Raw genomic sequence first — 26,290 nt, forward strand, 5'->3', positions numbered from 1 at the left:
CGCTTCGGCGGCTTTTTTGCCGCACTGCGTCAACAGGTCGAGCCGGCTTAACATCCCGCGAAGAAAATGGCGGGTTTCAGCCAATACTTGCATTCGGCGCGCGACGGTAAACACCCGGACGCCGGGTGTCAACGATGGCGCTACGGAAGGTCCGCCCAGTTCTTGCTGCAACGCAAAGGCTTGGGCAAACCTCATCGGCGTCCGGCCTCCATATCCCGGTCGAACAATCTCACGCCCGGACGGCGCATCACCAGCACAAGAACGGCACCGGCCATAATGCCTCCGGCATGGGCCACCCAGGCCACCTGACTCTTCTGGAACAGGAAGAGGCTGGCGATCTGCACGATGATCCAGCCGCCCAGCAGCCACAGGGCCGGCAGGCGCAAGGGGATACGCCCCATGAACAGCACCCAGACCCGCACCCGTGGATGCAGCATGAGATAGGCCGAAACAATGCCCGACACCGCACCGGACGCGCCGATCAGCGGCACATCCGAAGCCGGATCCAGCAGCGCGAAGGCAAGCCCGCCTGCCGCCGCGCACAGGAGATAGAAGGCAAGGAACTTCACATGCCCCATGGCGTCTTCAACGTTGTCGCCGAAGACCCAGAGAAACAGCATGTTCCCCGCCAGATGCATGACGTCGGCATGCAGGAAGGCATAGCTGACGAGCGACACCTTGGCGGGCAGGACGATCAGCTCCGGCGCCAGATCCTTCGTGTCGAAGAACACGGACGGGATCAGCCCGTAGGAATAGGCGCTGGCAATGGCCGCATCGCCAAAGCCCCCGTCCTGAATGAGCAGATAGACCAGCACATTGGCGAGGATCAGCGACCACGTGACCACGGGCTTCAGCACGTGGCGCAAGGGGTTATGGTCGTAGAGGGGAAAGAACATCCGGCTCTGCCTGATCCCTATTGTGTATTACCGGTTCTTGCCGGGCACCCAGAGCACGTCGCCTGCGCCCTTGTCATTCAGATACCGGGACGCGACAAAAAAGAAGTCGGACAAACGGTTCATATAGCGCGTGGCCGCCGGATTGATTCGTTCCTCCGCCGCCAGATGCACCATCAGCCGTTCGGCCCGGCGCGAGACGGTGCGCGCCAGATGCAGATAGGTGGCCGCCGGCGTGCCCCCCGGCAGCACGAAGGAGCGCAGCGGCTTCAGATCCGCATTCAGAAGATCAATGGCATTTTCCAGCGCCGTGACCTGCCCATCGGTGATGCGCAGCGGCTCATAGCCCAGATCCTTGTCCGTTTCCGGCGTTGCCAGATCGGCGCCAAGGTCGAACAGATCATTCTGGATGCGGCCGAGAATGGCGTCCACCTCAGCATCCACACCGTCGAGGGCGAGGCGGACGAGGCCAACCACCGAATTGGTTTCGTCGACCGTGCCATAGGCTTCGATGCGCAGGTCATACTTCGGGCGCCGTTCGCCCGAGCCCAGCGCCGTCGTGCCGTCATCACCGGTCTTCGTGTAGATCTTGTTCAGAACAACCATGCTGCAATGTCTCCCGGGCGCTCATGTCTTGAAGCCGCGCTCAGACGCGTTTCAGGCGCGCGTCAGGGCTTGGACCCAAGAAAATAGAGCGCCGCCATGATGATGACGATAGCGAGAAACTGCAGGCCAACGCGCCAGCGCATCAGCTGTTGCGAGCGGTTGGACGAACCGCCGCGCATCATGTTCCAGAGCCCGAGCAGCAGCACGACTGCCACCGCGCCAACGGCCACGGGAACCAGATAATAAAAGAAACTGCCCATTTCCTGTACCCCTCAGGCGGCAGGATGCCCGCCGCCGCTGTGCCCCGTTTACGCAGACCTGCGCAAGGGGGATGATCTCACTCTTCCCCGTCCGCCGCCTTCATCAGCACCCTGTCGAGGGCGCGCGTGGTCAGGAAGCGGCGGGCGATGTTCATCCAGATGGTGGGCTTCGTCACCCGGTAGCGCGCCCTGGGCCGGCTGGCCTCGATGGCATGCACCAGCTTCTCAACCACGGACTCCGGCGGAAGTTTCCAGGGGCCCGGGTCGCCGTTTTCCATCCGTTTCAGCCGCCGCTCATAGGTGGCGTGATGCGGCGAGGCCATCATGCCTTCCTTGCCGATCCAGTGATGGAAGTTTGCCAGCGCATTTTCGGTAAAGCGCGTGTCAATCGGCCCCGGCTCGATCAGGCTGACATGGATGCCCGTGCCGTGCAGCTCCTGCCGCAGCGTGTCGGAATAGGCTTCAAGCGCGAATTTGGACGCCGTATAGGCACCCCGGTATTTCATGGCGATGAAGCCGAGAATGGACGAGCATTGCACGATGCGCCCTGCTCCCTGGCCCCGCATCACCGGGATGACCTGCCGCGTCAGATCGTGCCAGCCGAAGAAATTCGCCTGAAACAGCGCCCGCAGCGCCTCGACGGGGAGATCCTCCACCGCGCAGGGCACGGCATAGGCGCCGTTGTTGAACAGCGCATCAAGCCGCCCGCCGGTTTTCGCCAGCACGCTGTCCAGCCCGGCATGAATGGTTTCGGGCCGCTCATAATCAATGAGCACTGCCTCAAAGCCTTGTGCGGCCAGGGCCTCCACGTCCTCCGGCTTGCGCGCGGCCGGAAACACCCGCCAGTTGCGCCCCCGCAGCAGCCGGGCAGAGGCCGCGCCAATGCCGCTGGAGCAGCCCGTGATCAGGATGGTGCGCGGGCCAGCTTCGGCACCGGCAGACACTGTTGCCGTCATCTTCCCCCCAGATGCCCAGTTATCCCTGATGCCCGCTCAGATCGCTTCGCCGGTCAGCAACCGGGGCGCAGGCCCGGCAAAACCGGCGGCCTCGCGGATGAACATGCCCTTGAGCTTCGGCAGCCGGTCCACCAGACCGAGGCCAAAGTCCCGGATGCCGCGCACCACATCAAGATCGTTGGAGAACAGCCGGTTCAGCACGTCGGTGACGACTCCCATCTGGAACGTGTCGAACCGGCGCCAGCGCTGATAGCGCTCCAGCACGTCGAGCCCGCCGATATCCTGCCCCAGACGCCGGGCCTCGACGATGACTTCCGCCAGCGCCGCAACGTCCTTGAAGCCGAGGTTGAGCCCCTGCCCGGCAATCGGGTGAATGCCATGGGCAGCATCGCCTGCAAGGGCAATGCGCGGGCGGACGAAATCACGCGCCAGCGTCAGGCCCAGCGGATAGGCATGGCGCGGGCCGTCCAGCTCCAGCTTGCCGAGGTGGTGTCCGAAGCGGCGCTCCAGCTCCAGTTCGAAGGTGAAATCATCGGCGCGCACCAGCCGGTCCGCATCGCCCGTGCGCTCGGTCCAGACCAGCGACGAGCGGTTGCCCGGCAGCGGCAGAATGGCGAAAGGCCCGGCGGGGAGGAAATGCTCTTCCGCGCGGCCATTGTGCGGGCGCTCGTGCTTCACCGTGGTGACGATGCCCGACTGGCCGTAGGACCAGTGCACCGTGCGGATGCCCGCCAGATCGCGCAGGCGCGAGCGCACCCCGTCCGCTGCCACCAGCAGCTTGGCCTTGATGCGCCCGCCGCTGGCCAGCGCCACGCTGACATGATCGCCCGCCTGATGGAAATCGCGCGCCGTATCGGGCGCATGGAACCGCACGCCGAGCGCCAGCGCCGCCTTGTAAAGCGCCGGCAGCATCGCACCGTTCGGAATCATGTGCGCGAAGGGCTCGTCACCCTGGGCGCTGCCGGTCTCGCCCGCAAAGGTCAGGAACACCGGACGCACCGTGTCGCGCAGCTTGCTGTCGGTGACGATCATCTCGTTGATCGGCTGGGCGGTGGCGCGGATCTCATCCCAGATGCCAAGCTGGTCCAGCATGCGGCAAGCCGCCGCAGCGATGGCGGACGCGCGCGGATCCCTGGCAAGGCTGTCCATGGGCTTGGGATCGACGACGGCGACTTCCATCGACGGATCCGCCTGCTTGAGCGCCAGAGCGAGGGACAGGCCGACGTATCCGCCGCCGGCGATCACCACATCGGCCGCACTCTCCTGAGCAGGACTGTCAGCGGCTTGGGACTCGCGCATCTTCATCTCCTTCATCGCCCGGCCGTTTCGCAAGCGCTGCGCAACAATTCCGGGCTGTCTTCCCTTTGGTCAGCATTGACACGGACCGGACACCGCGTCCAATCAGGCATTCACGGACGGTGCGCCACGGGTGCATCCCATGCACTCATTTAGCCCCATGCGCTCATTTAGCAAGGAATGCGGCAATGAACACGGCCATCAACTCACTTTTGTCCATTCTTGACCTCGAACAGCTGGAACACAACCTGTTCCGTGGCCGCAGCCCCCAGGCGGGCTGGCAGCGGGTCTATGGCGGACAGGTGATCGGTCAGGCGCTCGTCGCCGCCTCGCGCACCGTGGTGGAAGAACGGCACATCCATTCCCTGCACGGCTATTTCCTGCGGCCCGGCGATCCGGCGGTGCCGATCATCTATGACGTCGACCGCATCCGCGACGGCGGCAGCTTCACCACGCGCCGCGTTGTGGCGATCCAGCACGGACAGGCGATCTTCTCCATGTCCGCCTCCTTCCAGACGCTGGAGGACGGGCTTGAGCATCAGATCGACATGCCGGACGTGCCGATGCCGGAAGACCTGCCGAGCGAGCAGGACCTGAAGGAGAAGTTTCTGAAGGTGGCGCCGGAAAACGTGCGCCGCTACTGGGAACGGGAACGCCCGATCGAACTGCGCCCTGTCGATCTCACCCACTATTTCAGCGAGAAGAAGCTGGCGCCGCAGCAATATGTCTGGGTCCGCGCCACCAGCCCCCTGCCCGACGAAACCCGCATCCACCAGTGCGTTCTGGCCTATGCCTCGGACATGACGCTGCTGGATACTTCGCTCTTTCCCCATGGCAAGTCGGTGTTCAGCCCGCAGATCCAGGCCGCCAGCCTTGACCATTCCATGTGGTTCCACCGGCCGTTCCGGGCCGATGACTGGCTGCTCTACGCCACCGACGCCCCCTCCTCTTCCGGCGGGCGCGGCATGAACCGTGGCCTGCTCTATGACCGCAGCGGCCACCTCATCGCCTCAACCGCCCAGGAAGGCCTGATCCGGCTGAAGCGCAGCTAAGGTGATTAGAACAGTGGCGTCTGCACAGCGCCACAGCTTGCAGAACAATGCAGAAAAAGAACGCATCTTTTCTGGCTTGCAAGGAGTGAAAGACGTTTCAATCCGGCCGCAGCGCCCCTCTCCCCCTTGAGGGGCTACTGCATACACATCGTGCTGGAAGACGAAGACAGATCAGGAAAGCCTGAAATCTGGCCGCTCTGGCACAGCGTTTCAGCCCCCCTCCCCCTTGTGGGGAGGGGTTAGGGGTGGGGGGAAAAGTCTCTCCGGCTGGCAGAATGTCCATTGATTGTGGGCAGATGCTCCTCATGATGCCTCATCAGGAAAAGATCCATTTTTCAAATCTTTGCAGGCTCAGAGCCCCCCACCCCTTACCCCTCCCCACCAGGGGGAGGGGGGCGGAGAGGCCCTGCCAAAGATCAGATGCATCAATGTGGGCAGTGTCCGGACCTGATGTGTGAAGCCAGTAGCTCAAGGGGGGAGAGGAGTTGGAGCCTCACTGACAGTCCCTGTAAACACTGCCCCCACGAGCGGGAGGGGCCTGAAAGTGCCGTAACGGAGAGACCAGCCCCCGTCTTTTACCTCACCCCGGCTTGAAGCCGGAGATGGCCAGCGGGTTGTCCATCATGGCCTGAGCGTCCGGCGTGTCGCTGACCATGGCGCCGGTGAAGGCATCGAACAGGCGGCGGACGAAGCCCTCGGCCAGATCATAGGTGATGAAGACCAGCCGTGTGCGCCGGTCGCCGTCCGGCCAGCCTGCCAGCGTGACCGGCGGATGGAACACATGCTGCACCCCGTGAATGACCACGGGCCGGGCCGGATCTTCGGCGATCTGGATGATGCCCTTCACCCGCAGCAGCTTCGGCCCATGGGCGGAGCGCAGCAGATCGAGGAACATTTCCAGCGCCGAGGCAGGCACCGGGCGGTTCGCGGTCAGGGTGAAGGCACGGATCTTGTCATCGTGACGGTTCACATCGTGATGATGGTGCCCATGATCGTGGTGATGACCATGATGATGGCCATGGGCATGATCATGCCCATGCTGGTGATGCCCGTGAGCTTCATAGGCCTCCGCATTCAGCCAGCGCGCCACATCGGGGATCTTGGTGGCGGGATCATAGAGCCCGGCATTGAACAGATGCGCGGCATCGGCCTCGCCCTTCTGCCCGTTGAGAAGCTGCGCACCGGGATTGAGCGCCTTGAGACGCGCCGTCAGATCCGAAAGCACAGCAGCTCCCGCATCGCCTTCAAGAAGATCGGTCTTGGTCAGCACCAGACGGTCGGCCACGGCAGCCTGCCGGACAGCTTCCTGATGGGCATCGAGCGTCGCAGAACCGTTGACCGCATCCACCAGCGTCACGACGCTGTCCAACCGGTAGCGCAGCATCAGATAGGGATGCAGCATCACCGTGTGCAGGATGGGCGCCGGGTCGGCAAGACCGGTCGTTTCGATCACCACCCGCGCCAGCCGCTCCATGCGGCCGTTGTCAAGCCGGCGCAGCAGGTCTTCCAGCGTGTTGATCAGATCCCCCCGGATGGTGCAGCACAGGCAGCCGGAGGAAAGCTCCAGAATGCCCTCGCTCGACTGGTCCACCAGAAGGTGGTCAAGCCCGACATCCCCGAACTCGTTGATGATGACCGCCGTATCCGCCATCGCCGGATCCTTGAGGATGCGGTTCAGCAGCGTCGTCTTGCCCGCCCCCAGAAAGCCCGTGATGATGGACAGGGGAATGGGCGGCTTCGGGCCGCGCTGCGGCTGTGCAGCGCCATCCTGAGCTTCGGTCATCTTGAATATCCTTCGCGCAGCTCTGCGTCAGTTGCCGCTCTTGGCTCTGGGGACGGCGGAAGCCGGCACATTGCCGTTGAAGAGGGAGCCAAATGCCGGGGTGGTCTGGGCCGCACCCTGTGCCGCGCCCGGGACAACCACGGAAGGCCTGAGATCCAGAGGCTTGGACGCCGGCAGACGGACGGAGGGCAGCTCAGCGGCAACCGTGGCGGCTGCTGCCGCCGCCGGGGCCATGGCCGCAGCAGCAGGGACAGAACCCGGTGCGAGGCCCGTGCGCACGGTGATGGGCGCATAGGCCACCAACTCGGTGCCGACCGTACGGTCGAGGATCATGTTCCAGTCAACCTTGCCGGATTTGGACGAAAATTCCGCGCCCTCTTCCCCCGGTTCCGCATCGCCTGAGGGAACCGCAATGACCGGACGGCCCTCGCCCGTGGACTGGAACATCACCGCAGAGCGTGTCTTGCCCGCAGCTTGGCGAATGTCGTAGCGGGCCAGAATCTGTTCCGGCCCGAGCTTCGGGTTGCGCTTGCAATAGCCATCCGCCGGAAGTCCTGCGCCACTCGGCGGCAGAGTGGAGACATGCTGGCCGCGCCCGCCAAGGCGGAAACCGCGGTCGATCACCTCACGGGTGAAGGCCGTGCGCTCCAGCCCGGAGCCCGCGCCCAGCACGACGGCAATGACGGTGCGGCCGTTGCGCGTGGCGGAGGCAGCAACATTATAGCCCGAATTGCAGATGTAGCCGGTCTTCAGCCCGTCGGCGCCAGCCACACGCTGCAGGAACTCGCGGTTGGCGGAGCGCAGCGTCTGCTTGCCGAACTTCAGGCCCGGATGACGGTAGTACTTGTGGGCATCGGGAAACTCGCGCTTCAGCGCCATCGCCAGGATCGCCAGATCGGCAGCGGAGGAGACCTGACGGTTGTCAGGAAGCCCATGCGGATTGACGAAATGGGTGCTGCGCATGCCGAGGCGGCGCGCTTCCGCATTCATCATCGCAATGAAATTCTCTTCGGTGCCGCCAACGGTCTCGCCAATCGCCACCGCCAGATCATTGGCGGACTTGACCATCAGCATGGTCAGCGCCGTTTCCAGCGTCAGCTGCGTGCCCACCTTGAAGCCCATCTTGCTGGGCGGCTGGGCGAGGGAATTGGCCGACTGGGTGACCGGACTGTCCAGCTGCAAACGCCCCTCGCGTAAGGTCTTGAGCGTGACATATGCGGTCATCATCTTGGTCAGCGACGCCGGATACCAGGGCCGGGTCGCCTCATGCTCTTCCAGCACGGTGCCCGTGGCTGCATCGATCACCAGATAGGGACCAATGTCCGCCTTGGCAGGAACGGCCAGCCCGCACAGGGACAGCCAGCCGGAAATGGCAGCAAGGCCCAACAGGCGCTTGTCAATCAATCGCGAAAACACGATACCCTCGTCATCCGAATGCCCCGGATCAGCCCCGGAACGCAGCCCCCACTTCTCCATACCCGATCAAGGTTAAGGAATGCAAAGCCTCGACACGGGGATGTGAAAGGCCGTGAGCAAATAGATTGCATGCGTTCTGGGCATTTGCCTGATTTTTGCACATTTTGAGATCAAGTCCAAACATCACAGGCACGGGCGCACAAGGCGCAGGCACATGGCCCCGGCTTTGCTAGTGTCTCCCTTCGGGGCCGGAACCGGCTTCCGGGAGCACCCTTGCGCAAGACCGCGCTCCCGGCACAAGATCAGACAATGCCCCGAAGGGCGCGGGGATGGAGAAAACGGTCAGCATGCGGGCGGAAACGGGCATCGAAGGCGGCGGAGCAGGCAGCGGGATTTCCCTGCCCGCGATGCAGCGTGCCCGTGGCACGGCGCGCGTCTCCTTTGCCCTGCGTGATGGCCAGACCCGCCTGGATGGGCTTTATCAATCGGGCTCCGCCAAGATCCGCCTGCCGAAGGTTTACGACAGCGTGCCGCTGGCCGTGCTGCTGAACACCTCGGGCGGCATCACCGGCGGCGACCGTCTCAGTTACACCGGGCACCTGGCCGCAGGAACCCGCGCCATCCTCACCTCCCAGACCGCCGAGCGCGCCTACCGCAGCTCCGGCGGCACGGGCGAAGTGCTGAACAGCCTGTCCGCAGAAGACGGCGCCCATCTGGAATGGCTGCCGCAGGAACTGATCCTCTTCGAGGCCAGCGCCCTCTCCCGCAAGATGGATGTGCGGCTTGAAGGCTCGGCCCGCTTCACCGGCCTTGAGATGGTGGTGCTTGGCCGCAAGGCGATGGGCGAGAGCGTGAAGACCCTTTCCTTCCGCGACCAGTGGCGCATCTGGCGCAATGGGCGGATCACCTTTGCCGACAATCTCGCCATCGGACCGGACACGCAGATGCTGGACGGCCTCGCCACCGCTGCAGGCGGCTGCGCCTTTGCCACCTTCATCGACAGCGGACCGGACGCAGAAAGCGGCCTTGCCCGCGCGCGCCGCTGTCTGGAACAGATCACCCCCGAGGGCGGCCCCTTGCGCGGCGGTGTCAGCGCCTGGAACGGCCAGCTCGTGGCCCGCTTCGTCAGCGCCGACAGCCGCAGCCTGCGCGATGGTCTCATCACCTTTCTTGAAACCTGCCGGCAGGCCCCCCTGCCCCGCCTCTGGTCCTGCTGAGCAGACCAGGGCCACATAACGGAGGACCCACGTGAACCTGACCCCGCGCGAAAAGGACAAGCTGCTGATTTCCATGGCCGCCATGGTGGCCCGGCGGCGGCTGGAGCGAGGCGTGAAGCTGAACCATCCCGAAGCCATTGCCCTCATCAGCGATTTCGTCGTGGAAGGCGCCCGCGACGGACGCACCGTGGCCGAGCTGATGGAAGCCGGCGCCCATGTTCTCACCCGCGACCAGGTGATGCCGGGTATTGCCGAAATGATCCATGACGTGCAGGTGGAAGCCACCTTCCCCGATGGCACCAAGCTCGTCACCGTCCACCAGCCGATCCGCTAAGGCAGCATGAACAGGCTTTTTTCCGCACGGTGACGGAAGCACAGGGCTGCATGGCAACACCTTGCCATCACGCTTCAGGCACAAGGAGATAAAACGATGATCCCTGGAGAGATTTTTCCCGCTGATGGCGAGATCGAGCTGAATGCCGGGGCGCCGGTGACCGATCTGGAAGTCGCCAACACCGGCGACCGGCCCGTGCAGGTCGGCAGCCACTATCATTTTGCCGAAACCAATCCGGCACTCGCCTTTGACCGGGAGGCGGCACGCGGCCAGCGGCTGGACATTCCGGCCGGCACCGCCGTGCGGTTCGAACCGGGGCAGACCCGCAAGGTGCGGCTGGTGCCCTTTACCGGGGACCGCACGGTCTATGGTTTCAACCAGAAGGTCATGGGACCGCTCTGACAGCCCGAAACGCTGCGCCTGTCCATGACGTCCTGTTTTCACACGTGATTTTCGAGGTTCTCCCATGTCCTTCAAGATGCCCCGCGCCGCCTATGCGGACATGTTCGGCCCCACCACCGGCGACCGGCTGCGTCTGGCCGACACGGATCTGATCATCGAGGTGGAGAAGGACTTCACCATCTATGGCGAGGAAGTGAAGTTCGGCGGCGGCAAGGTGATCCGTGACGGCATGGGCCAGTCGCAGCATCCCCGCTCTGCCGGGGCGGTGGATACGGTGATCACCAATGTGCTGATCATCGACCACTGGGGCATCGTGAAAGCCGACGTGGGCCTGAAGGACGGGCGGATCTCCGGCATCGGCAAGGCCGGCAACCCGGATGTGCAGCCGGGCGTCACCATCATCGTCGGGCCGGGAACGGAAGTGATTGCCGGCGAAGGCCGCATCCTCACGGCAGGAGCTCTGGACGTTCACATCCACTACATCTGCCCGCAGCAGATCGACGAGGCGCTGATGTCCGGCGTGACCACCATGCTGGGCGGCGGTACGGGACCGGCCACCGGCACCAACGCCACCACCTGCACCCCCGGGCCCTGGCATCTGGCGCGTATGCTGCAGGCGGCCGACAGTTTCCCGATGAACCTCGCCTTTGCCGGCAAGGGCAATGCCTCGCTTCCGGCCGCTCTCGAAGAGCAAATCCTGGCAGGAGCCTGCGCTCTCAAGCTGCACGAGGACTGGGGCACGACACCGGCGGCCATCGACACCTGCCTCTCCGTGGCGGACGAGTATGATGTGCAGGTGATGATCCATACGGATACGCTGAACGAAAGCGGTTTTGTCGAGAACACCAAGGCCGCCTTCAAGGGCCGCACCATCCATGCCTTCCACACGGAAGGCGCGGGCGGCGGCCATGCGCCGGACATCATCAAGGTGGTGGGCGAGGCCAATGTCATTCCCTCCTCCACCAACCCGACCCGGCCCTATACGAAGAACACCATCGACGAGCATCTCGACATGCTGATGGTTTGCCACCACCTCGATCCGTCGATCCCCGAGGACGTGGCCTTTGCCGAGAGCCGCATCCGCCGCGAGACCATTGCGGCAGAGGATATCCTGCATGACATGGGCGCCATGTCGATCATCTCCTCCGACAGCCAGGCCATGGGCCGCGTCGGCGAGATCCTGATCCGCACCTTCCAGACCGCACACAAGATGCGGGTGCAGCGCGGCCGCCTGCCCGAGGAGACCGGCGAGAACGACAACATGCGCGTCAAGCGCTACATCGCCAAGGTGACGATCAACCCGGCTATCGCCCACGGGCTGGACGAGCATATCGGCTCGGTCGAGGTGGGCAAACTGGCCGATCTCGTGCTCTGGTCGCCTGCCTTCTTCGGCGTGAAGCCCGACATGATCCTGAAGCTCGGCACCATTGCCGCAGCGCCCATGGGCGATCCCAACGCCTCGATCCCGACGCCGCAGCCGGTGCATTACCGGCCCATGTTCGGCGCCTTCGGCAAGGCGATGACGGCAAGCCGCGTCACCTTCGTCTCGAAGGCTGCCCATGACCATGGCATCAAGGACCGGCTTGAGCTGGACAGCCTTGTCCTGCCGGTGAAGAACACGCGCGGCGGCATTTCCAAGCGCTCCATGATCCACAACAGCGCCCTGCCCCATGTGGAGGTGCATCCAGAAACCTATGAAGTGCGGGCGGATGGCGAGCTGCTGACCTGCGAACCGGCGGAGGTTCTGCCCATGGCTCAGCGCTATTTCCTGTTCTAGGGTAGCGCCGACACCGGCTAAATTTGCCGGCGCACAGGGAAACACAGGGACATCATGTACAAGGTCATTGGCAGTCCGCGCAGCCGCGCAGTCCGAATCTACTGGATGCTGGAGGAACTGGGTCAGCCTTACGACATCGTGCCGGCCGCACCGCACAGTCCGGAGGTTCTGGCCCTCAACCCGGGCGGCAAGATTCCCGTTCTGTTGGACGGCGACGCGGTGCTAACCGACAGCGTCGCCATCATCCAGTATCTCGCCGACAAGCACGGAGCATGCACGTTTGCGGCCGGAACCGTGAGTCGCGCCATCCAGGACAGCTTCACACAGTTCTGCGTCGACGAGATCGAAGGCGCGCTCTGGACGGCGGCCAAGCAAAATAAGATCTATGACAACTGCGCGCCGCAGATGGTGGAGATCAGCCGCAAGGAATTTGCCCGAGCACTGGGCACCCTGACCAAACGGCTGGGCGACAAGCCCTACGTGATGGGCGACGCTTTCACCGTGCCGGACCTCATCCTTGGCCACTGCGGCAGCTGGGGGGCTATGTTCAAGTTCCCTGTACCGAAAGACGGCCCGCTCTACGACTATTTCAGGCGGCTACGGGAACGACCGGCCTATCTCGCCATGGGTAAACGCATCTCGGAGACCCTCATATGAGCACACCCTTGCGCGCAGGTCTCGTCCGGCCGGCCGGGACATGGCCGGACTGGTCGCTGGACAGCATCACCCTGGGCGGCGAAGACCGGCACCGGCGCCGGGCGCTGCTGACAACGGATGGCGGCACCAGTTTCCTGCTGGACCTTCCCGAGGCCGTCTGGCTGCGCCATGGCGACGGGCTGCAGCTGGAGGATGGCCGGATCATCAAGGTTCAGGCGGCGCCGGAGGCTGTGACCGACATCACCGCGCCGTCACCGGCCGCGTTGATGCGGATCGCCTGGCATCTGGGCAACCGCCACCTGCCGACACAGCTGATGGACGGGACCTTGCGCATCCTGCATGACCATGTGATCGAGGACATGGTGGTCCGCCTTGGCGGCACCCTCACCCACGCGATGGCGCCCTTCGACCCGGAAGGCGGCGCCTATGGCCAGGGCCGCACGCACGGGCATGATCATAGTCATGATCATGGGCACGGCCATGGGCATGGCGGGCACTCTCATGACGGGCATGAGCATTCGCACAGTCACAGCCACTCACACAGTCATTCTCATGCGCACTCGCACAGTCATGCTCATGACCACTCGCATTCTCATGAGCATGATCACCCTTCCGGTGGCGGGCACGGCCGTTGAGCGCTGAAGTCCACCCTGATTCATGTGAAACACCCCTGCCGGCGATGGGGCTGGCAGAGCTTTACCGGCTGCAGGCCTTCTTCTCGCCGGCCTTTCCGGTCGGGGCCTTCACCTACAGCCACGGGCTGGAACAGGTGATCGAGGATGGCGACGTGAAGGATGCCGCAAGCCTGCGCCTCTGGCTTTGCAGCATTCTGCGCCACGGTTCTGGCCGGACGGATGGCATCCTGCTGGCGGAGAGCTGGCGCGCAGCCATGGCAGGAGATGCGGCTCACCTGCGCGAACTGGCCGCCCTTGGCCTGGCCCTCTGCCCCTCGCGCGAGCGGTATGTGGAGACAAGCGCGCAAGGCACCGCCTTTCTGGCAACTGTCCGCAATGCCTGGGACGACGGCCAGCCAGACGCTGCCCCGGCCGCAACCCTGTTCCAGGATCTGGCAAAAGACGGTGTAACGGCGGAACCATGGCCCTATCCGGTTGCCGCCGGGCTTGCGCTCGCCGCAACCGGCGTGCCGCTGGACGCGGGCCTTGCCGCCTATCTCCATGCCTTTGCCGCCAACATCATTTCGGCTGCGGTACGCGCCGTGCCCCTTGGCCAGACCGATGGCCAGCGGGTGCTGGCGGGGCTGATGCCCGAAGTGCTGGAGACGGCGCAGACCGCCGCCGCCAGCGGGATCGAGGGGCTTGGCAGCTGCACCTTCATCGCGGACATTGCGTCCATGCGTCACGAAACCCAGTACACAAGGCTGTTCCGCACATGACTTCTCCCAACGGACCCTTGCGCGTCGGCATCGGCGGCCCTGTCGGCGCCGGCAAGACAACGATCACCGGCCAGCTCTGCAAGGCCCTGCGCGAGCGCTATTCCATCGCCGTCATCACCAACGACATCTACACCAGCGAGGATGCCGAGGCGCTGATGCGGGCGCAGGCGCTGCCGAGCGAACGCATCCGCGGCGTCGAGACCGGCGGCTGCCCGCATACGGCCATCCGCGAGGATGCGTCCATCAACCTCGCCGCCGTGCAGGACCTCACCCGCGCCTTTCCCGATCTCGACCTGATCCTGATCGAGTCCGGCGGTGACAATCTGGCCGCCACCTTTTCGCCGGAACTGGCCGACCTGACGCTCTACGTGATCGATGTGGCCGCCGGTGAGGACATTCCCCGCAAGGGCGGGCCGGGCATCACCCGCTCGGACCTGCTCATCATCAACAAGACCGAGCTGGCGCCTCATGTGGAGGTGAGCCTTGAGGTGCTGGAGCGCGATGCCGCCCGCATGCGCAAGACGCGGCCCTTCGTCTTTGCCAATGCCAAGACCGGCAAGGGCATGACCGAGGTGGCGGAATTCATCATCCGCGCCGGCGGATTGCCGCAAGCCTGACATCCCCCGGCTGGCGTGGGATCAGGTCTCGCGCCAGAAATCCGGGCTGAACACCAGCAGCCCGCCGATGAGCTCCAGCCGGCCCAGGATCATCTGGAAGCCGAGCAGCCATTTGGCACTGTCGGGCAGCTGGCTGAAGGTTCCCGCCGGGCCGATCAGCGGCCCGATGCCGGGGCCCACATTTGCCTGCGCCGTGATCGAAGCGCTGATGGCGGTTTCAAGGTCGAGGCCGATCATGGCGTAAATGACCGCGAAGACACCGAATGTGCCCGCATAGAGAATGGAAAAGACGAAGACGCCTTCCATGACGCTGGGACTGACCGGCGCACCGGAAAACCGCGGCTCGATGATGCGGTGCGGATGCACCGCGCGTTTCAGCAGGGCGCGGATCGAGCTGAGCAGGATCTGGATGCGGAAGATCTTGAACCCGCCCGAGGTGGAGCCGGAGCAGCCGCCGACAAAGGTCAGCAGGAAGAACAGCACGATGGCGAAATTGCCCCACAGCAGATAGTCGGTGCTGGCATAGCCCGTGGTGGTGACCACAGAGACGACGTTGAACATGGCATGGGTGAAAAGCGCAAAGGGCTCAGCGTCGACCCGGTCGCGGACCGCGACAAAGAGGACAAAGCTCACCACCAGGATCAGCAGAAGAAAGAAGCGCACCTGCTGGGGATGGGGCGACTCGCGCCGCTCGGCAAGCTTGATCAGATAGAGAAACGGCAGGCTCGACAGGGTCATGAAGACAATGGCGATCCAGAGAATTGCCAGACTGTCGAATTGGGCGATGGAACTGTCAGACGTCGAAAACCCGCCCGTCGCCACGGTTGTCAGCGCATGGTTCAGCGCGTTGAAGGCCGACATGCCGGCAAGATAATAGAGCAGCCCGCAAAAGACGGTCAGCAGAAGATAGAGTGACAGCAGCCGGAGAATGAAGGGCTCGATCCGGCCATAGGGCTTGCTGGTCTTTTCCGATGATTCGATGGCGAAGAGCTGTGAGCCACCAACCCTGAGACCCGGCAGCAGCCAGATGCCGATCACGACGATGCCGATACCGCCGATCCATTGCAGCAGGCCGCGCCAGAGCAGGATGCCGGGCGGCATGTTGTCAAGGCCGGTGATGACCGTGGAACCGGTCGTCGTCAGGCCTGAGGCTGCTTCAAAGAACGCCTCTGCCATGGTCAGGCCAATGCCGCTGGCATAGAGCGGGATGGCCCCGGCAAAGCTGAAGGCAAGCCAGGCAGCATTGACAAAAATGAAGGTTTCGCGCGGCCGGAACTTGAACTCCTGCCGGTCGAGCGCCGCCGAGATCAATGCACCGATGCACACCAGAATGGTGGCCGAGGTCGCAAAGACGATCCAGTCCGGATTGCCTTCGATCAGATCGGCAATCGCGGGCAGGATCATGAACAGGGCAACGATGATCAGCAGTCGGCCAATCGGCAGGATTACAGCGCGAAAATCCATCGTGTCTCTTTCGCCGGCCGTCATCACGGACCATGGCAGGCCCCGATGACTGGCCGGACAGGCCAGCGGACCGGCAGGGGAAGCTGTGCCCTTCCCCGTGCCTGACGCGCATGTTCCCTGTTCCGGCGGCGATTTCAAGCCTTGCCCGCCGCAAGACCTGTGCGGAGACCGGTGTGCCGGCCGGCGAGCCCCCTGCCTCAGCCGTTGAATACGGCGGCAATCTTGTTGCCGGAGGGATCGCGCAGATAGGCTGCATACCAGTCAGGCCCGTAATGCGGCCGCGGACCGGCAGCCCCCTCATCCACACCGCCATGCGCCATGGCAGCGGCATAAAAGGCATCGACCTCCTGCGGCGAGGCTGCGGGAAAAGCGGCCATCGTGCCATTGCCGGCCGAAGCCGGTTCACCGTTGAAGGGCTCGCAGATCCACACGGTGACCCCTTCGCCCTTGCCATCCTTCGAATATCCCTGCCAGCCGGGAAACTGCGCATGGGAGGCCCAGCCAACCGTTGCCAGCACCGCATCATAAAAGGCGACGGACGCCGCCAGATCACGCGTGCCGAGAGTGATGTAGAAATTCATGATCGCCTCCATTTGAAACCCTCCGGACCTTACGCCTCAAACAGGAACAAATAAAGAACATTAAGTCCTGGGGGCTTTGAAATTCGCGCCGGTGCCCGGCATTCCTTGACTCGCTTGCCGTTTCCGCTGTATGTCCGGCGCACTTCACGAAAGTGACGCCAGACATGATCAGCCGACCGGGACCCGCAAAGGTATAAAGAGCGCCCGGAGGTCAACACCCGGCAGCGCGATGCGCCCCCGGGTGTCAAACTGCTTTGCGCAAGGTTTCCTTGGCTCAAGGCTGGAGATCGGAACGGCGGCATCTTAGATGGAGGGGCACCGGCACAAACGCCGGGGGCCGGACCGCAACACGAAAGGACGAGCGCCATGTTTGAAAGTCTGTCGGAGCGCCTCAGTGGCATTCTCGACAAGCTCACCGGCCGTGGTGCGCTGTCGGAGGCCGATGTCAACGAGGCCATGCGTGAGGTCCGCCGCGCGCTGATCGAGGCCGACGTTGCCCTTCCCGTGGTCCGCTCCTTCACCGACAAGGTGCGCAGCCGTGCCGTCGGCGCCGATGTGGTCAAGTCGATCACCCCGGGCCAGATGGTCATCAAGATCGTCCACGACCAGCTCGTGGAGATGCTCGGCTCCGACGCCGATCCGATCGACATCAACGCCCCCGCACCCGTCGCCATCATGATGGTCGGTCTGCAGGGCTCGGGCAAGACGACCACCACCGCCAAGATCGCCCGCCGCCTGACCCAGCGCGACAAGCGCAAGGTGCTGATGGCCTCGCTCGACACCCGCCGCCCGGCGGCGCAGGAGCAGCTGAAGGTTCTTGGCGAGCAGAACAGCGTCGATACGCTGCCGATCGTCGCCGGTCAGGGTCCGGTCGAGATCGCCCGCCGCGCCATTCAGGCCGCGCGCCTCGGCGGCTATGACGTGGTCATGCTCGACACCGCCGGCCGCATTCACATCGATGAATCGCTGATGCTGGAGATGGCCGAGGTCAAGGCCGCCGCCAATCCGCATGAAATCCTGCTGGTCGCAGACTCCCTCACCGGTCAGGATGCGGTGAACCTTGCCACCAGCTTTGACGAGCGCGTCGGCATCACCGGCATCGTGCTGACCCGTATGGACGGCGATGGCCGCGGCGGTGCGGCCCTGTCCATGCGCGCCGTCACCGGCAAGCCGGTGAAGCTGATCGGCACGGGCGAAAAGTCCGACGCCCTGGAGGATTTCCATCCCCGCCGCATCGCCGACCGCATTCTCGGCATGGGCGACATTGTCTCGCTGGTTGAGAAGGCTGCCGAAGCCATCGACGCGGAAAAGGCCGCGAAGATGGCGGCCAAGCTCCAGAAGGGCAATTTCGATCTGGAAGATCTGGCCGACCAGCTGAAACAGATGGAAAAGCTTGGCGGCATGTCCGGCATGATGAGCATGCTGCCGGGCATCTCGAAGTTCAAGAAGCAGATGGATGCGGCGAATATCGACGAGCGCATGTTCAAGCGCCAGATCGCCATCATCCAGTCGATGACCCCGGTGGAGCGGCGCAAGCCCGACATCCTCAAGGCCAGCCGCAAGAAGCGCATTGCCTCTGGTTCGGGCGTGGATGTCTCCGAGGTCAACAAGCTGCTGAAAATGCACCGCCAGATGGCCGACGTCATGAAAATGATGGGCAAGAACAAGGGCATGCTCGGCAAGATGATGGGCGCCCTCGGTGGCAGTATGGCCGGTGGCATGCCCAATATCGATCCCAAGCAGCTGGAAGAACTGGCCAAGAGCGGCAAGATCCCCGGCGCCGGTGACCTGCTGAAGGGCCTGCCCGATGGCGGCGCAGGCGGTATGCCGGGCGGACTGCCTCCCGGCATGGGCGGCCTCGGCGGCCTGCCGAAGCTGCCGGGCCTGGGTGGCCTCGGCGGCATGGGCGGTTTCCCCGGCCTTGGAGGAAAGGGCAAGAAGCGATGACCGATCAGAACAAGACCGCCGCCGCCGCCCTGCTCGGCGAAAGCCCCGCCATGACCGAGCTGCGCGCCCTGCGCGCCTCGATCGACAATATCGATGCCGCGCTGATCCACATGCTGGCCGAGCGCTTCAAGTGCACCCAGAAGGTGGGCCATCTCAAGGCCACTCATGCGCTGCCGGCCGCTGATCCGGCGCGCGAACAGATTCAGATCGAGCGGCTGCGGCGCCTTGCTGCCGATGCCAATCTCGATCCTGACTTTGCCGAGAAATTCCTGGCGTTCATCGTCAAGGAAGTCATCCGGCATCACGAAGCCATTGCCGCCTCGAACGGCAACTGAACAACTGGAGAAACTCAAATGGCTACGAAAATCCGCCTCGCCCGTGGTGGCGCCAAGAAGCGTCCTTACTACCGCATCGTCGTTGCTGACGTCCGCGCTCCGCGTGACGGCCGCTTCATCGAGAAGGTCGGCTCCTACAACCCGATGGTTGCCAAGGATTCCGCAGAGCGCGTCGTGCTCGACATCGACCGCGTCAAGCACTGGCTCGCCAATGGCGCAACGCCGACCGACCGCGTCGCCCGCTTCCTGGACGAAGCCGGCCTCATGAAGCGCGAAGCCCGCAGCAACCCGAAGAAGGCCGAGATGGGCAAGAAGGCTGCCGAGAAGGTTGCCGCTGCCAAGAAGAAGGCCGAAGAAGCAGCTGCTGCTGCGGCTGAAGCTTCCGAGTAATGCAAACTGCGGGCAGCGCCATGCGTGACATCAGCCTTGGGACACAGGAAGCCCGGCAATGACGAAAGCTCCTGAAAACAAGGTTCTGATGGCCGTGATTGGTGCTGCCCACGGCATTCGCGGGGAAGTGCGGGTCAAGCCCTTTGGCGATGACCCGCTCTCCTTCACGGATTATGGCGTTCTGGAAACCGCCGACGGCTCGCGCCGCTTCACCGTTTCCAAAGCCCGCGTGCAGAAAACCGTCGTCGTCACCAAATTCAAGGAGATCGGCGACCGCAACGCGGCCGAAGCCCTCAACGGGCTGGAACTCTACATCCCGCGCGACCGTCTGCCCGAGACGGAAGAAGACGAGTTCTACCATTCGGACCTGATCGGCATGGATGCCGTGGATGCGGACGGAAACCCCGTCGGCAAGGTGGTGATGGTTCAGAATTTCGGTGCCGGTGACCTTCTGGAACTGCGCCCTGCCAGAGGCCGTTCCTTCTACATTCCCTTCACGCGGGATTTCGTGCCTGAAATCAGCATGGCCGATCGCCGGATCGTTACCGCCATTCCGGACGGTTACCTGTCCGAGACACCGCGCGATGACGGGGATGATGACAACCGGATGGGCTGAAGCTCTCCGAAGTCTGCCGTTTCACCCGTTTGCCCTTCTGCGTCGATCTTCCGGCTTTCCATCCGCCACAGGGCGATGGCGGCAACGACCAGCACTACGCCGGTCCCATTGGCCACCGCGTCCAGCAGCGATGCATCGCGGCCGGGAATGAACATCTGCACCCATTCGCCAGTGAAGCCCAGCGCCAGCGATGAGATTGCCGAAATCCGCAGCCGGCAGCAGAAGAAGGCGTGGATCGAAAGCGTCAGCAAGCCGAAGAATCCGACATGCAGCATCTTGTCATAAGGGTGCTGCAGGCCATGATTGAAGATCACCCCGGTCAGCAGTCCGAACAGGCACAAGGCCGCCAGAGGCAGCACGCGGCTGAGCGAAATGTCGATGTAGTCCCGGTCCACATAATAGGCAATGACATGCGGCAGGGCGAAACGGATGCGGGGCAAGGGTCAACTCCGGTCTTGAGGACCCCAGTCTCGGGCGGCAGGTGTTAAGGCCGGCTTGCCCGCCGGCACAAACCTGCGGGCATGGTTGACGACCCCTTCCCGGATGCAGACAACTTGATCTTTTTCCGGCCATGACAGCCCGGCTGCCCCTGCCTATGCACCGCAAGATCCGTTTGCGTTGCAAAGCCGGGCGTTTCATCGCATAGCAGCCGCAGGAATTGCGCCCCGCAGAACAGGAAACCGCGATGAGCTTTGCCGCGACCGTGCTGACCCTTTACCCGGAGATGTTTCCCGGCCCGCTCGGCGTCAGCCTGTCGGGACGGGCGCTGAAGGAGGGCACCTGGTCGCTGGAAGCCCGGCAGATCCGCGATCACGCCACGGACAAGCACCGCTCCGTCGATGACACGCCGGCCGGCGGCGGGGCCGGCATGGTGCTGCGGGCGGACATTCTGGCCGCAGCCATCGACGCCGCCACCCTGCCCGGCGACACCCGCCCGCGCCTGCTGATGAGCCCGCGTGGCAAGCCGCTGACGCAAGACAGGGTGCGGGAGCTGGCAGGCGGTCCGGGCGCCATCATCATCTGCGGCCGGTTCGAGGGCATTGATCAGCGGGTGATCGACGCGCGCCAGCTCGAGGAAGTGTCCATCGGCGACTACATCCTCTCCGGCGGCGAAATTGCCGCCATCACCGTGCTGGATGCCATCGTGCGGCTTTTGCCGGGCGTGATGGGCAATCAGGAGAGCGGCGAAACCGAAAGCTTCGAAACGGGGCTTCTGGAGCATCCGCATTACACAAGGCCGGCCGAATTCGAAGGCATGACCATTCCTGAAGTGCTTACCTCCGGCAATCACCGCAAGATCAACGAATGGCGCAAGGCGGAGGCCGAGCGGCTGACGCGGGAGCGGCGGCCCGATCTCTGGGCAGCCCATCAGGCGAAGGACTGACGCAGCTTTTCGGCCGGTTTTTCCAGATTCCGCATGACAAGGCGGCGGTCTTCCTGTAAGGAGCCAGCCGTTGTGGCCGGTTCTGTGCGCCGCGCATTGCTTTTGCGCGATCCTGCGGACAGCCGGGTATCTCCAACATGGCCCGAAGACGGTGAACCCGTCCTTTCCACTTCACGTGGGCTGGACGCTCTGGCTGTCTTTGAAAACTGACAAGGGAAATATGCCATGAACCTGATCGAACAGCTGAACGCGGAAGAAAAGGCAAAGGTTGAAGCCGTCCGCAAGCTCCCCGAATTTTCTCCGGGCGACACCATCAAGGTCAACGTCAAGGTGACCGAAGGCAACCGCACCCGTACCCAGGCTTACGAAGGTGTCTGCATCGCCCGTTCCGGCGGCAGCATCAACGAGAGCTTCACCGTGCGCAAGATCTCCTACGGTGAAGGCGTGGAGCGCGTGTTCCCGGCCTGCTCGCCGATGATCGAGAGCGTTGAAGTCGTCCGCCGCGGCAAGGTCCGCCGCGCCAAGCTCTACTACCTGCGCGACCGCCGCGGCAAGTCGGCCCGTATCGTCGAGGCCACCAACGTCCGCGCCAAGCGCCTCAACGAAGAAGCCCGCGCTGAAGTCGTTGCTGCCAAGGCCGCTGCTGCTGCCGAGAAGGCTGCTGCCGCCGAGGCCGCTGCTGCTGCAGCCGCTGCTGCCGCTGCTTCCGCCGAATAAGAACGGCGCTGCATCGCAGATTTTCGAAAGGCGGTCTTCGGGCCGCCTTTCTTTTTGCCAGCTTGCAAGCCCCACGGCGCGGCGCCACTTGAACAAAGCTCAAGAGTGGCGGACTGCGAAGCATATTGACCCCCATGATGCTTCGGGGCATTGAAGAGGCAAGACCGGAACAGGCTGGAAACGGCCAATCCGTGCAAGGGACAAGGGGCAGAACCGCCACGGCGGAGGATCAAGGCCCCGCCCGGTTTCAGGAGACACCCCGATGACCAAGCCGAGAACGCTCTACGACAAGATCTGGGATGACCATGTGGTCGACACCCAGGAAGACGGCACCTGCCTGCTCTACATCGACCGCCACCTCGTCCATGAAGTGACGAGCCCGCAGGCGTTCGAAGGCCTGCGCATGACGGGCCGCAAGGTGCGCCGTCCGGAGAAGACGCTGGCCGTCGTCGATCACAACGTGCCGACGACCGACCGCAGCCAGGGCATCGATGATCCGGAATCCGCACTTCAGGTGCAGACGCTCGCAGACAACGCGGCTGAATTCGGCATCGAATATTACAGCGAGCTGGATCACCGCCAGGGCGTCGTTCACATCGTCGGCCCCGAGCAGGGCTTCACCCTGCCCGGCATGACCATCGTCTGCGGCGACAGCCACACCTCCACCCACGGCGCTTTCGGCGCGCTGGCCCACGGCATCGGCACTTCCGAAGTGGAACACGTTCTGGCCACCCAGACGCTGATCCAGAAGAAGGCCAAGAACATGCTCGTCCAGGTGGACGGCAAGCTGCCGGAAGGCGTCACCGCCAAGGACATCATTCTCGCCATCATCGGCGAGATCGGCACGGCCGGCGGCACCGGCTATGTCATGGAATATGCGGGCGAAGCCATCAGCTCGCTGTCCATGGAAGGCCGCATGACCATCTGCAACATGTCGATCGAAGGCGGCGCCCGTGCCGGCCTGATCGCGCCGGATGAGACCACCTTTGCCTATATCCAGGGCCGCCCGAAGTCCCCCAAGGGCGAAGCGCTGGAGCGCGCGATTTCCTACTGGAAGACGCTGCACACCGACGAAGGTGCGCATTTCGACAAGGTGGTGAAGCTCGATGCTGCCAACCTGCCGCCGATCGTCACCTGGGGCTCCTCCCCCGAAGACGTGATCTCCGTGACCGGCGTGGTGCCGAACCCGGACGACATCGCCGACGAGAACACCCGCAAGTCCAAGTGGCGCGCGCTGGAATACATGGGCCTGACCCCGGGCACGAAGATGACCGACATTCCGGTCGATGTCGTCTTCATCGGCTCATGCACCAACGGCCGCATCGAGGACCTGCGCGCAGCCGCAGCCATGATCGGCAGCGGCAAAGTGAAGGACGGCGTCAAGGCCATGGTCGTTCCGGGGTCCGGCCTCGTGAAGGAACAGGCGGAAGCCGAAGGCCTCGACAAGGTGTTCAAGGCGGCCGGCTTTGAATGGCGCGAGCCGGGCTGCTCCATGTGCCTTGCCATGAACGCCGACAAGCTGCAGCCGGGCGAGCGTTGCGCCTCGACCTCGAACCGCAACTTCGAAGGCCGTCAGGGCTTCAAGGGCCGCACCCATCTGGTCTCCCCGGCCATGGCCGCAGCGGCAGCCATTGCGGGCCATTTCGTCGATATCCGCGAGTGGCAGAAGCCCTGATTCGCTTCACCTGGAAACATGTGGACGGGCGCCCTCTGCGGCGCCCGTTTCTTTTTGGCCAAAATCCTTTCCCGGCTTTACCCTTGAAGCGCGAAGCCTTTTTGATTTCAGAGAGTTGATGGTCAGATGGAGCGCAGTAGGGCAGCTTCTCCATCTTCGGCACTGCGGCGCTTTTACAGGCTTCACAAGAGTGTCACACCGGCACTACTATATGTCTCGCATGTAGAGGTAGAACCCGGCATCGGGTCTGCGGTGCCGGTACCTTGAGAGACAAGGAGCCGAAGGTGACGATAGCCGTACCATCGGGCGCCCATCCGGCCTTGGTGCTGAATGCGGACTACAGGCCCTTAAGTTATTACCCCCTGTCGCTGTGGTCGTGGCAGGACACCATCAAGGCTGTGTTCCTCGACCGGGTGAACATCGTGTCGGAATACGAGACCACGGTTCGAAGTCCGAGTTTCGAGTTCCGATTACCCAGCGTGGTTTCCCTCAAGACCTTCGTCAAACCGTCGCGCCACCCGGCCTTCACCCGTTTCAACGTTTTCCTGCGCGACAGATTCCAGTGTCAGTATTGCGGTTCCCGCGAGGATCTGACCTTCGATCACCTGATCCCGCGCTGCCGCGGCGGCCAGACCACCTGGGAAAACGTGATCACCGCCTGCTCACCCTGCAATCTGCGCAAGTCGAACAAGTCCTGCGAACAGCTGGACATGTGGCCGATGCACATGCCGTTCCGGCCCTCTATCCAGGACCTGCACAACAACGGCCGCGGCTTCCCGCCAAACTATCTGCACGAAAGCTGGCTCGACTTCCTGTACTGGGATACGGAGCTGGAACCGTAAACAGATAATAACCATCCCTGCGCAAACTGCTTAAACACTCATAAACCAAGGTTCGATTTTCGATCCGAATTGACTATAATTTTAGTGTTGCGCAATGGATTCCGATGAATATGAACTCCAGAAAACCTTTGGAGTTCACCCATGTGCAGATCCAGGATCCGCCAGCTTCTGCGGAAGATGCGCCAGTTCGGCCGGAAGAAGGATGGCTCCATCCTGCCCCTGGCGGCCTTCCTGATCGTCATCATGATCGTGATAGCCGGCTCCGGCGCCGATTATGGCCGTGCCGTTATCGTCCGCAGCGCAGTTGCGAATGCGCTGGACGCCGCCGTTCTGAGCGTCGCCCGCCAGCTTTCAACCACCGTACTGACCGAAAGCCAGATCAGGTCATCGCTGGAATCTGCCTTCAATGCCAATCTGACATCGACAGGCGTCGACAAGGTCCGGCTGGCAAATCTCAGCTATACGCTTGATCCGGCAGAGGGCATCATCACCGCCAATGTCACCGGAACGATCGATACCTATTTCATCTCCATCGGCGGCATCGGCCCCGAGACAATACCGGTACGTTCCTCCTCGCAATCCACCTATTCCAGGTTCGATGTGGAGCTGTCGCTGATCGTTGACGTTACAGGATCCATGTCGGAAGACATGGACGCGCTGAAATCAGCAGCAAACAGTGTGGTTGACATTCTGCTGGCCGATCAGACCAGCAATTCCCTGTCAAAGGTTCGCATTTCGCTTGTTCCCTATAGCCAGGGTGTCAATCTCGGCAGCTACGCCAAGACCGTCACAAATGGTGCTGCCCTCGGCGCCAATTGCGTGACGGAACGCATGGGCCCTCAGCAATTTACCGATGCAGCCTATAATTATAACGACACAAACTCAGAGTTCTTCGGCGGTGGCTCCAACGCCTGCTCCTCCGGCTCATCACTGCTGCCCCTGACCAGTTCCGCAAACAACTTGAAAACAGCCATCAAGAATCTGGTTGCCAGCGGCGGCACTGCGGGCCAGATCGGCATCGCCTGGGGCTGGTACACGCTGTCGCCAAACTGGTCTAACCTCTGGCCATCCGCCAGTGCACCCTCCGCCTATGGCAGCAACAAGGTCAAGAAGATCGCGCTCATCATGACTGACGGCGACTTCAACGATTTTTATGACAAGACCTTGCTGACAAGAGATGTCTGCCGGACGAGGTCTGGCTACACAACAAGGAGTCCGTCCTATAAAGGCTGGAGCAATCATACAACGAGAAGCGGATATTATTGGATATACGAGACATTAACCAGCGGATGCAGCACATCTGCAAAACAATACTGGCTTGGTCAATATTTTAATGACGCAACATATAGCGACCCGCCAGCGGTTCGCGCACGCAGTTTCTGCGATGCCATGAAGGCGAAGAACATCACGATCTATACGGTTCTCTTCCAGAATACCTCGGGCTCACTGCCGTCATCGGAAAGGCTGATGAAATACTGCGCCACCAGCGAGGCAACCACCTATTTCAAGGCGACAGACAGCAAGACCCTGATCAACGCCTTCTCCAATATTGCGCGCCAGATCCAGTCGATCTATCTGTCCAAGTGATCCCCCGCCCACGGGAAAGGGCATGGCTGAAGACAAAGGGCCCGCAGCGCGGGCCCTTGATGCTTTCATGGTAGGGATCGAGTGCACCGGAGA

28 protein-coding genes are annotated in these 26,290 nt (G+C 63.1%); 18 read left to right on the forward strand and 10 right to left on the reverse strand.

The window, feature by feature from the left end; all coding sequences use genetic code 11:
* Positions 1-191 precede the first annotated feature (191 nt).
* The 5 genes from AC0CMF_RS15165 to AC0CMF_RS15185 all read right to left on the reverse strand — a co-directional run bounded on the left by AC0CMF_RS15165 (position 192) and on the right by AC0CMF_RS15185 (position 4,014).
* On the reverse strand, positions 192-896 hold the full coding sequence (locus tag AC0CMF_RS15165; protein ID WP_374630559.1) for a rhomboid family intramembrane serine protease: 705 nt from the start codon (positions 894-896) through the stop codon (positions 192-194).
* Between the two features lie 27 nt (positions 897-923).
* On the reverse strand, positions 924-1,499 hold the full coding sequence (locus tag AC0CMF_RS15170) for a cob(I)yrinic acid a,c-diamide adenosyltransferase (protein WP_374630561.1): 576 nt from the start codon (positions 1,497-1,499) through the stop codon (positions 924-926).
* 62 nt (positions 1,500-1,561) lie between these two features.
* Positions 1,562-1,759, reverse strand: a complete 198-nt coding sequence (locus AC0CMF_RS15175) for a twin transmembrane helix small protein (protein WP_050474060.1) — start codon at positions 1,757-1,759, stop codon at positions 1,562-1,564.
* Between the two features lie 77 nt (positions 1,760-1,836).
* Positions 1,837-2,715, reverse strand: coding sequence for an SDR family oxidoreductase (locus tag AC0CMF_RS15180; RefSeq protein ID WP_472482081.1), 879 nt, complete (start codon positions 2,713-2,715; stop codon positions 1,837-1,839).
* 36 nt (positions 2,716-2,751) lie between these two features.
* On the reverse strand, positions 2,752-4,014 hold the full coding sequence (locus tag AC0CMF_RS15185) for a ubiquinone biosynthesis hydroxylase (protein ID WP_374630563.1): 1,263 nt from the start codon (positions 4,012-4,014) through the stop codon (positions 2,752-2,754).
* A 185-nt stretch (positions 4,015-4,199) separates the two neighbouring features.
* On the opposite strand from AC0CMF_RS15185, the gene tesB reads away from it, so the two are divergent.
* On the forward strand, positions 4,200-5,063 hold the full coding sequence (tesB, locus tag AC0CMF_RS15190; protein WP_094462540.1) for an acyl-CoA thioesterase II: 864 nt from the start codon (positions 4,200-4,202) through the stop codon (positions 5,061-5,063).
* A 580-nt stretch (positions 5,064-5,643) separates the two neighbouring features.
* On the opposite strand, the gene AC0CMF_RS15195 is transcribed toward tesB, so the two are convergent.
* Together AC0CMF_RS15195 and AC0CMF_RS15200 are read right to left on the reverse strand one after the other, a co-directional pair.
* Entirely contained in the window at positions 5,644-6,846 is a 1,203-nt protein-coding gene (locus tag AC0CMF_RS15195; protein ID WP_374630566.1) for a CobW family GTP-binding protein, read from the reverse strand.
* Positions 6,847-6,873: 27 nt separating this feature from the next.
* A complete protein-coding gene (locus tag AC0CMF_RS15200) occupies positions 6,874-8,262 on the reverse strand; it encodes a D-alanyl-D-alanine carboxypeptidase family protein (protein ID WP_374630568.1) in 1,389 nt (462 codons plus the stop codon).
* Positions 8,263-8,609: 347 nt separating this feature from the next.
* On the opposite strand from AC0CMF_RS15200, the gene AC0CMF_RS15205 reads away from it, so the two are divergent.
* The 8 genes from AC0CMF_RS15205 to ureG all read left to right on the forward strand — a co-directional run bounded on the left by AC0CMF_RS15205 (position 8,610) and on the right by ureG (position 14,659).
* Positions 8,610-9,479 carry an urease accessory protein UreD gene (locus AC0CMF_RS15205; protein WP_374630570.1) on the forward strand — a complete coding sequence of 290 codons (870 nt, stop codon included), beginning with the start codon at positions 8,610-8,612 and terminating at the stop codon, positions 9,477-9,479.
* A gap of 31 nt (positions 9,480-9,510) precedes the next feature.
* Positions 9,511-9,813: an urease subunit gamma gene (locus AC0CMF_RS15210; RefSeq protein WP_019964339.1), complete on the forward strand. Its 303-nt coding sequence runs from the start codon at positions 9,511-9,513 to the stop codon at positions 9,811-9,813.
* A gap of 96 nt (positions 9,814-9,909) precedes the next feature.
* Entirely contained in the window at positions 9,910-10,215 is a 306-nt protein-coding gene (locus tag AC0CMF_RS15215; protein ID WP_374629623.1) for an urease subunit beta, read from the forward strand.
* Positions 10,216-10,279: 64 nt separating this feature from the next.
* Entirely contained in the window at positions 10,280-11,992 is a 1,713-nt protein-coding gene (gene ureC, locus AC0CMF_RS15220) for an urease subunit alpha (RefSeq protein ID WP_050474054.1), read from the forward strand.
* 54 nt (positions 11,993-12,046) lie between these two features.
* Positions 12,047-12,649: a glutathione S-transferase family protein gene (locus AC0CMF_RS15225; protein WP_058898440.1), complete on the forward strand. Its 603-nt coding sequence runs from the start codon at positions 12,047-12,049 to the stop codon at positions 12,647-12,649.
* Entirely contained in the window at positions 12,646-13,284 is a 639-nt protein-coding gene (gene ureE / locus AC0CMF_RS15230) for an urease accessory protein UreE (protein ID WP_374629624.1), read from the forward strand. Before AC0CMF_RS15225 ends, ureE begins: the two co-directional genes overlap by 4 nt.
* Before the next feature lie 44 nt (positions 13,285-13,328).
* Positions 13,329-14,042, forward strand: a complete 714-nt coding sequence (locus AC0CMF_RS15235; protein WP_374629626.1) for an urease accessory protein UreF — start codon at positions 13,329-13,331, stop codon at positions 14,040-14,042.
* Positions 14,039-14,659, forward strand: a complete 621-nt coding sequence (ureG, locus tag AC0CMF_RS15240; protein WP_094462545.1) for an urease accessory protein UreG — start codon at positions 14,039-14,041, stop codon at positions 14,657-14,659. The genes AC0CMF_RS15235 and ureG overlap by 4 nt, the downstream gene beginning before the upstream one ends.
* Positions 14,660-14,680: 21 nt before the next feature.
* On the opposite strand, the gene AC0CMF_RS15245 is transcribed toward ureG, so the two are convergent.
* The gene (locus AC0CMF_RS15245; RefSeq protein WP_050474050.1) at positions 14,681-16,123 is read right to left on the reverse strand and encodes a TrkH family potassium uptake protein; all 1,443 of its coding nucleotides are present in this window, start codon (positions 16,121-16,123) and stop codon (positions 14,681-14,683) included.
* Positions 16,124-16,320: 197 nt separating this feature from the next.
* Positions 16,321-16,704: a VOC family protein gene (locus AC0CMF_RS15250; protein WP_050474141.1), complete on the reverse strand. Its 384-nt coding sequence runs from the start codon at positions 16,702-16,704 to the stop codon at positions 16,321-16,323.
* Positions 16,705-17,070: 366 nt separating this feature from the next.
* On the opposite strand from AC0CMF_RS15250, the gene ffh reads away from it, so the two are divergent.
* The 4 genes from ffh to rimM are packed head-to-tail and all read left to right on the forward strand — an operon-like array spanning position 17,071 to position 19,992.
* Complete coding sequence (gene ffh / locus AC0CMF_RS15255; protein WP_374629627.1) at positions 17,071-18,651, forward strand: signal recognition particle protein; 1,581 nt, start codon at positions 17,071-17,073, stop codon at positions 18,649-18,651.
* Positions 18,648-18,986 (forward strand): chorismate mutase, encoded by a 339-nt coding sequence (locus tag AC0CMF_RS15260; RefSeq protein ID WP_050474048.1) that lies wholly within the window; start codon positions 18,648-18,650, stop codon positions 18,984-18,986. The genes ffh and AC0CMF_RS15260 overlap by 4 nt, the downstream gene beginning before the upstream one ends.
* Before the next feature lie 18 nt (positions 18,987-19,004).
* On the forward strand, positions 19,005-19,376 hold the full coding sequence (gene rpsP, locus AC0CMF_RS15265; protein WP_050474047.1) for a 30S ribosomal protein S16: 372 nt from the start codon (positions 19,005-19,007) through the stop codon (positions 19,374-19,376).
* A 58-nt stretch (positions 19,377-19,434) separates the two neighbouring features.
* A complete protein-coding gene (gene rimM / locus AC0CMF_RS15270) occupies positions 19,435-19,992 on the forward strand; it encodes a ribosome maturation factor RimM (protein WP_058898436.1) in 558 nt (185 codons plus the stop codon).
* Here rimM and AC0CMF_RS15275 read toward each other — a convergent pair.
* Positions 19,938-20,432 (reverse strand): VanZ family protein, encoded by a 495-nt coding sequence (locus tag AC0CMF_RS15275; RefSeq protein WP_050474045.1) that lies wholly within the window; start codon positions 20,430-20,432, stop codon positions 19,938-19,940. The genes rimM and AC0CMF_RS15275 overlap by 55 nt on opposite strands.
* A 245-nt stretch (positions 20,433-20,677) precedes the next feature.
* Between AC0CMF_RS15275 and trmD the strand changes: the two genes are divergently transcribed.
* From trmD to AC0CMF_RS15300, 5 genes are all read left to right on the forward strand, one after another.
* Entirely contained in the window at positions 20,678-21,376 is a 699-nt protein-coding gene (gene trmD / locus AC0CMF_RS15280) for a tRNA (guanosine(37)-N1)-methyltransferase TrmD (RefSeq protein WP_374629628.1), read from the forward strand.
* A gap of 225 nt (positions 21,377-21,601) precedes the next feature.
* Positions 21,602-22,093 carry a 50S ribosomal protein L19 gene (gene rplS, locus AC0CMF_RS15285; RefSeq protein ID WP_094462549.1) on the forward strand — a complete coding sequence of 164 codons (492 nt, stop codon included), beginning with the start codon at positions 21,602-21,604 and terminating at the stop codon, positions 22,091-22,093.
* Between the two features lie 262 nt (positions 22,094-22,355).
* Entirely contained in the window at positions 22,356-23,768 is a 1,413-nt protein-coding gene (gene leuC, locus AC0CMF_RS15290; protein WP_374629629.1) for a 3-isopropylmalate dehydratase large subunit, read from the forward strand.
* A 284-nt stretch (positions 23,769-24,052) separates the two neighbouring features.
* Entirely contained in the window at positions 24,053-24,610 is a 558-nt protein-coding gene (locus tag AC0CMF_RS15295; protein WP_050474041.1) for an HNH endonuclease, read from the forward strand.
* A 141-nt stretch (positions 24,611-24,751) separates the two neighbouring features.
* Positions 24,752-26,197, forward strand: a complete 1,446-nt coding sequence (locus AC0CMF_RS15300) for a TadE/TadG family type IV pilus assembly protein (protein WP_058898431.1) — start codon at positions 24,752-24,754, stop codon at positions 26,195-26,197.
* Positions 26,198-26,290: the final 93 nt, after the last annotated feature.

The organism is Pannonibacter sp. CBAS1226, assembly GCF_055685825.1.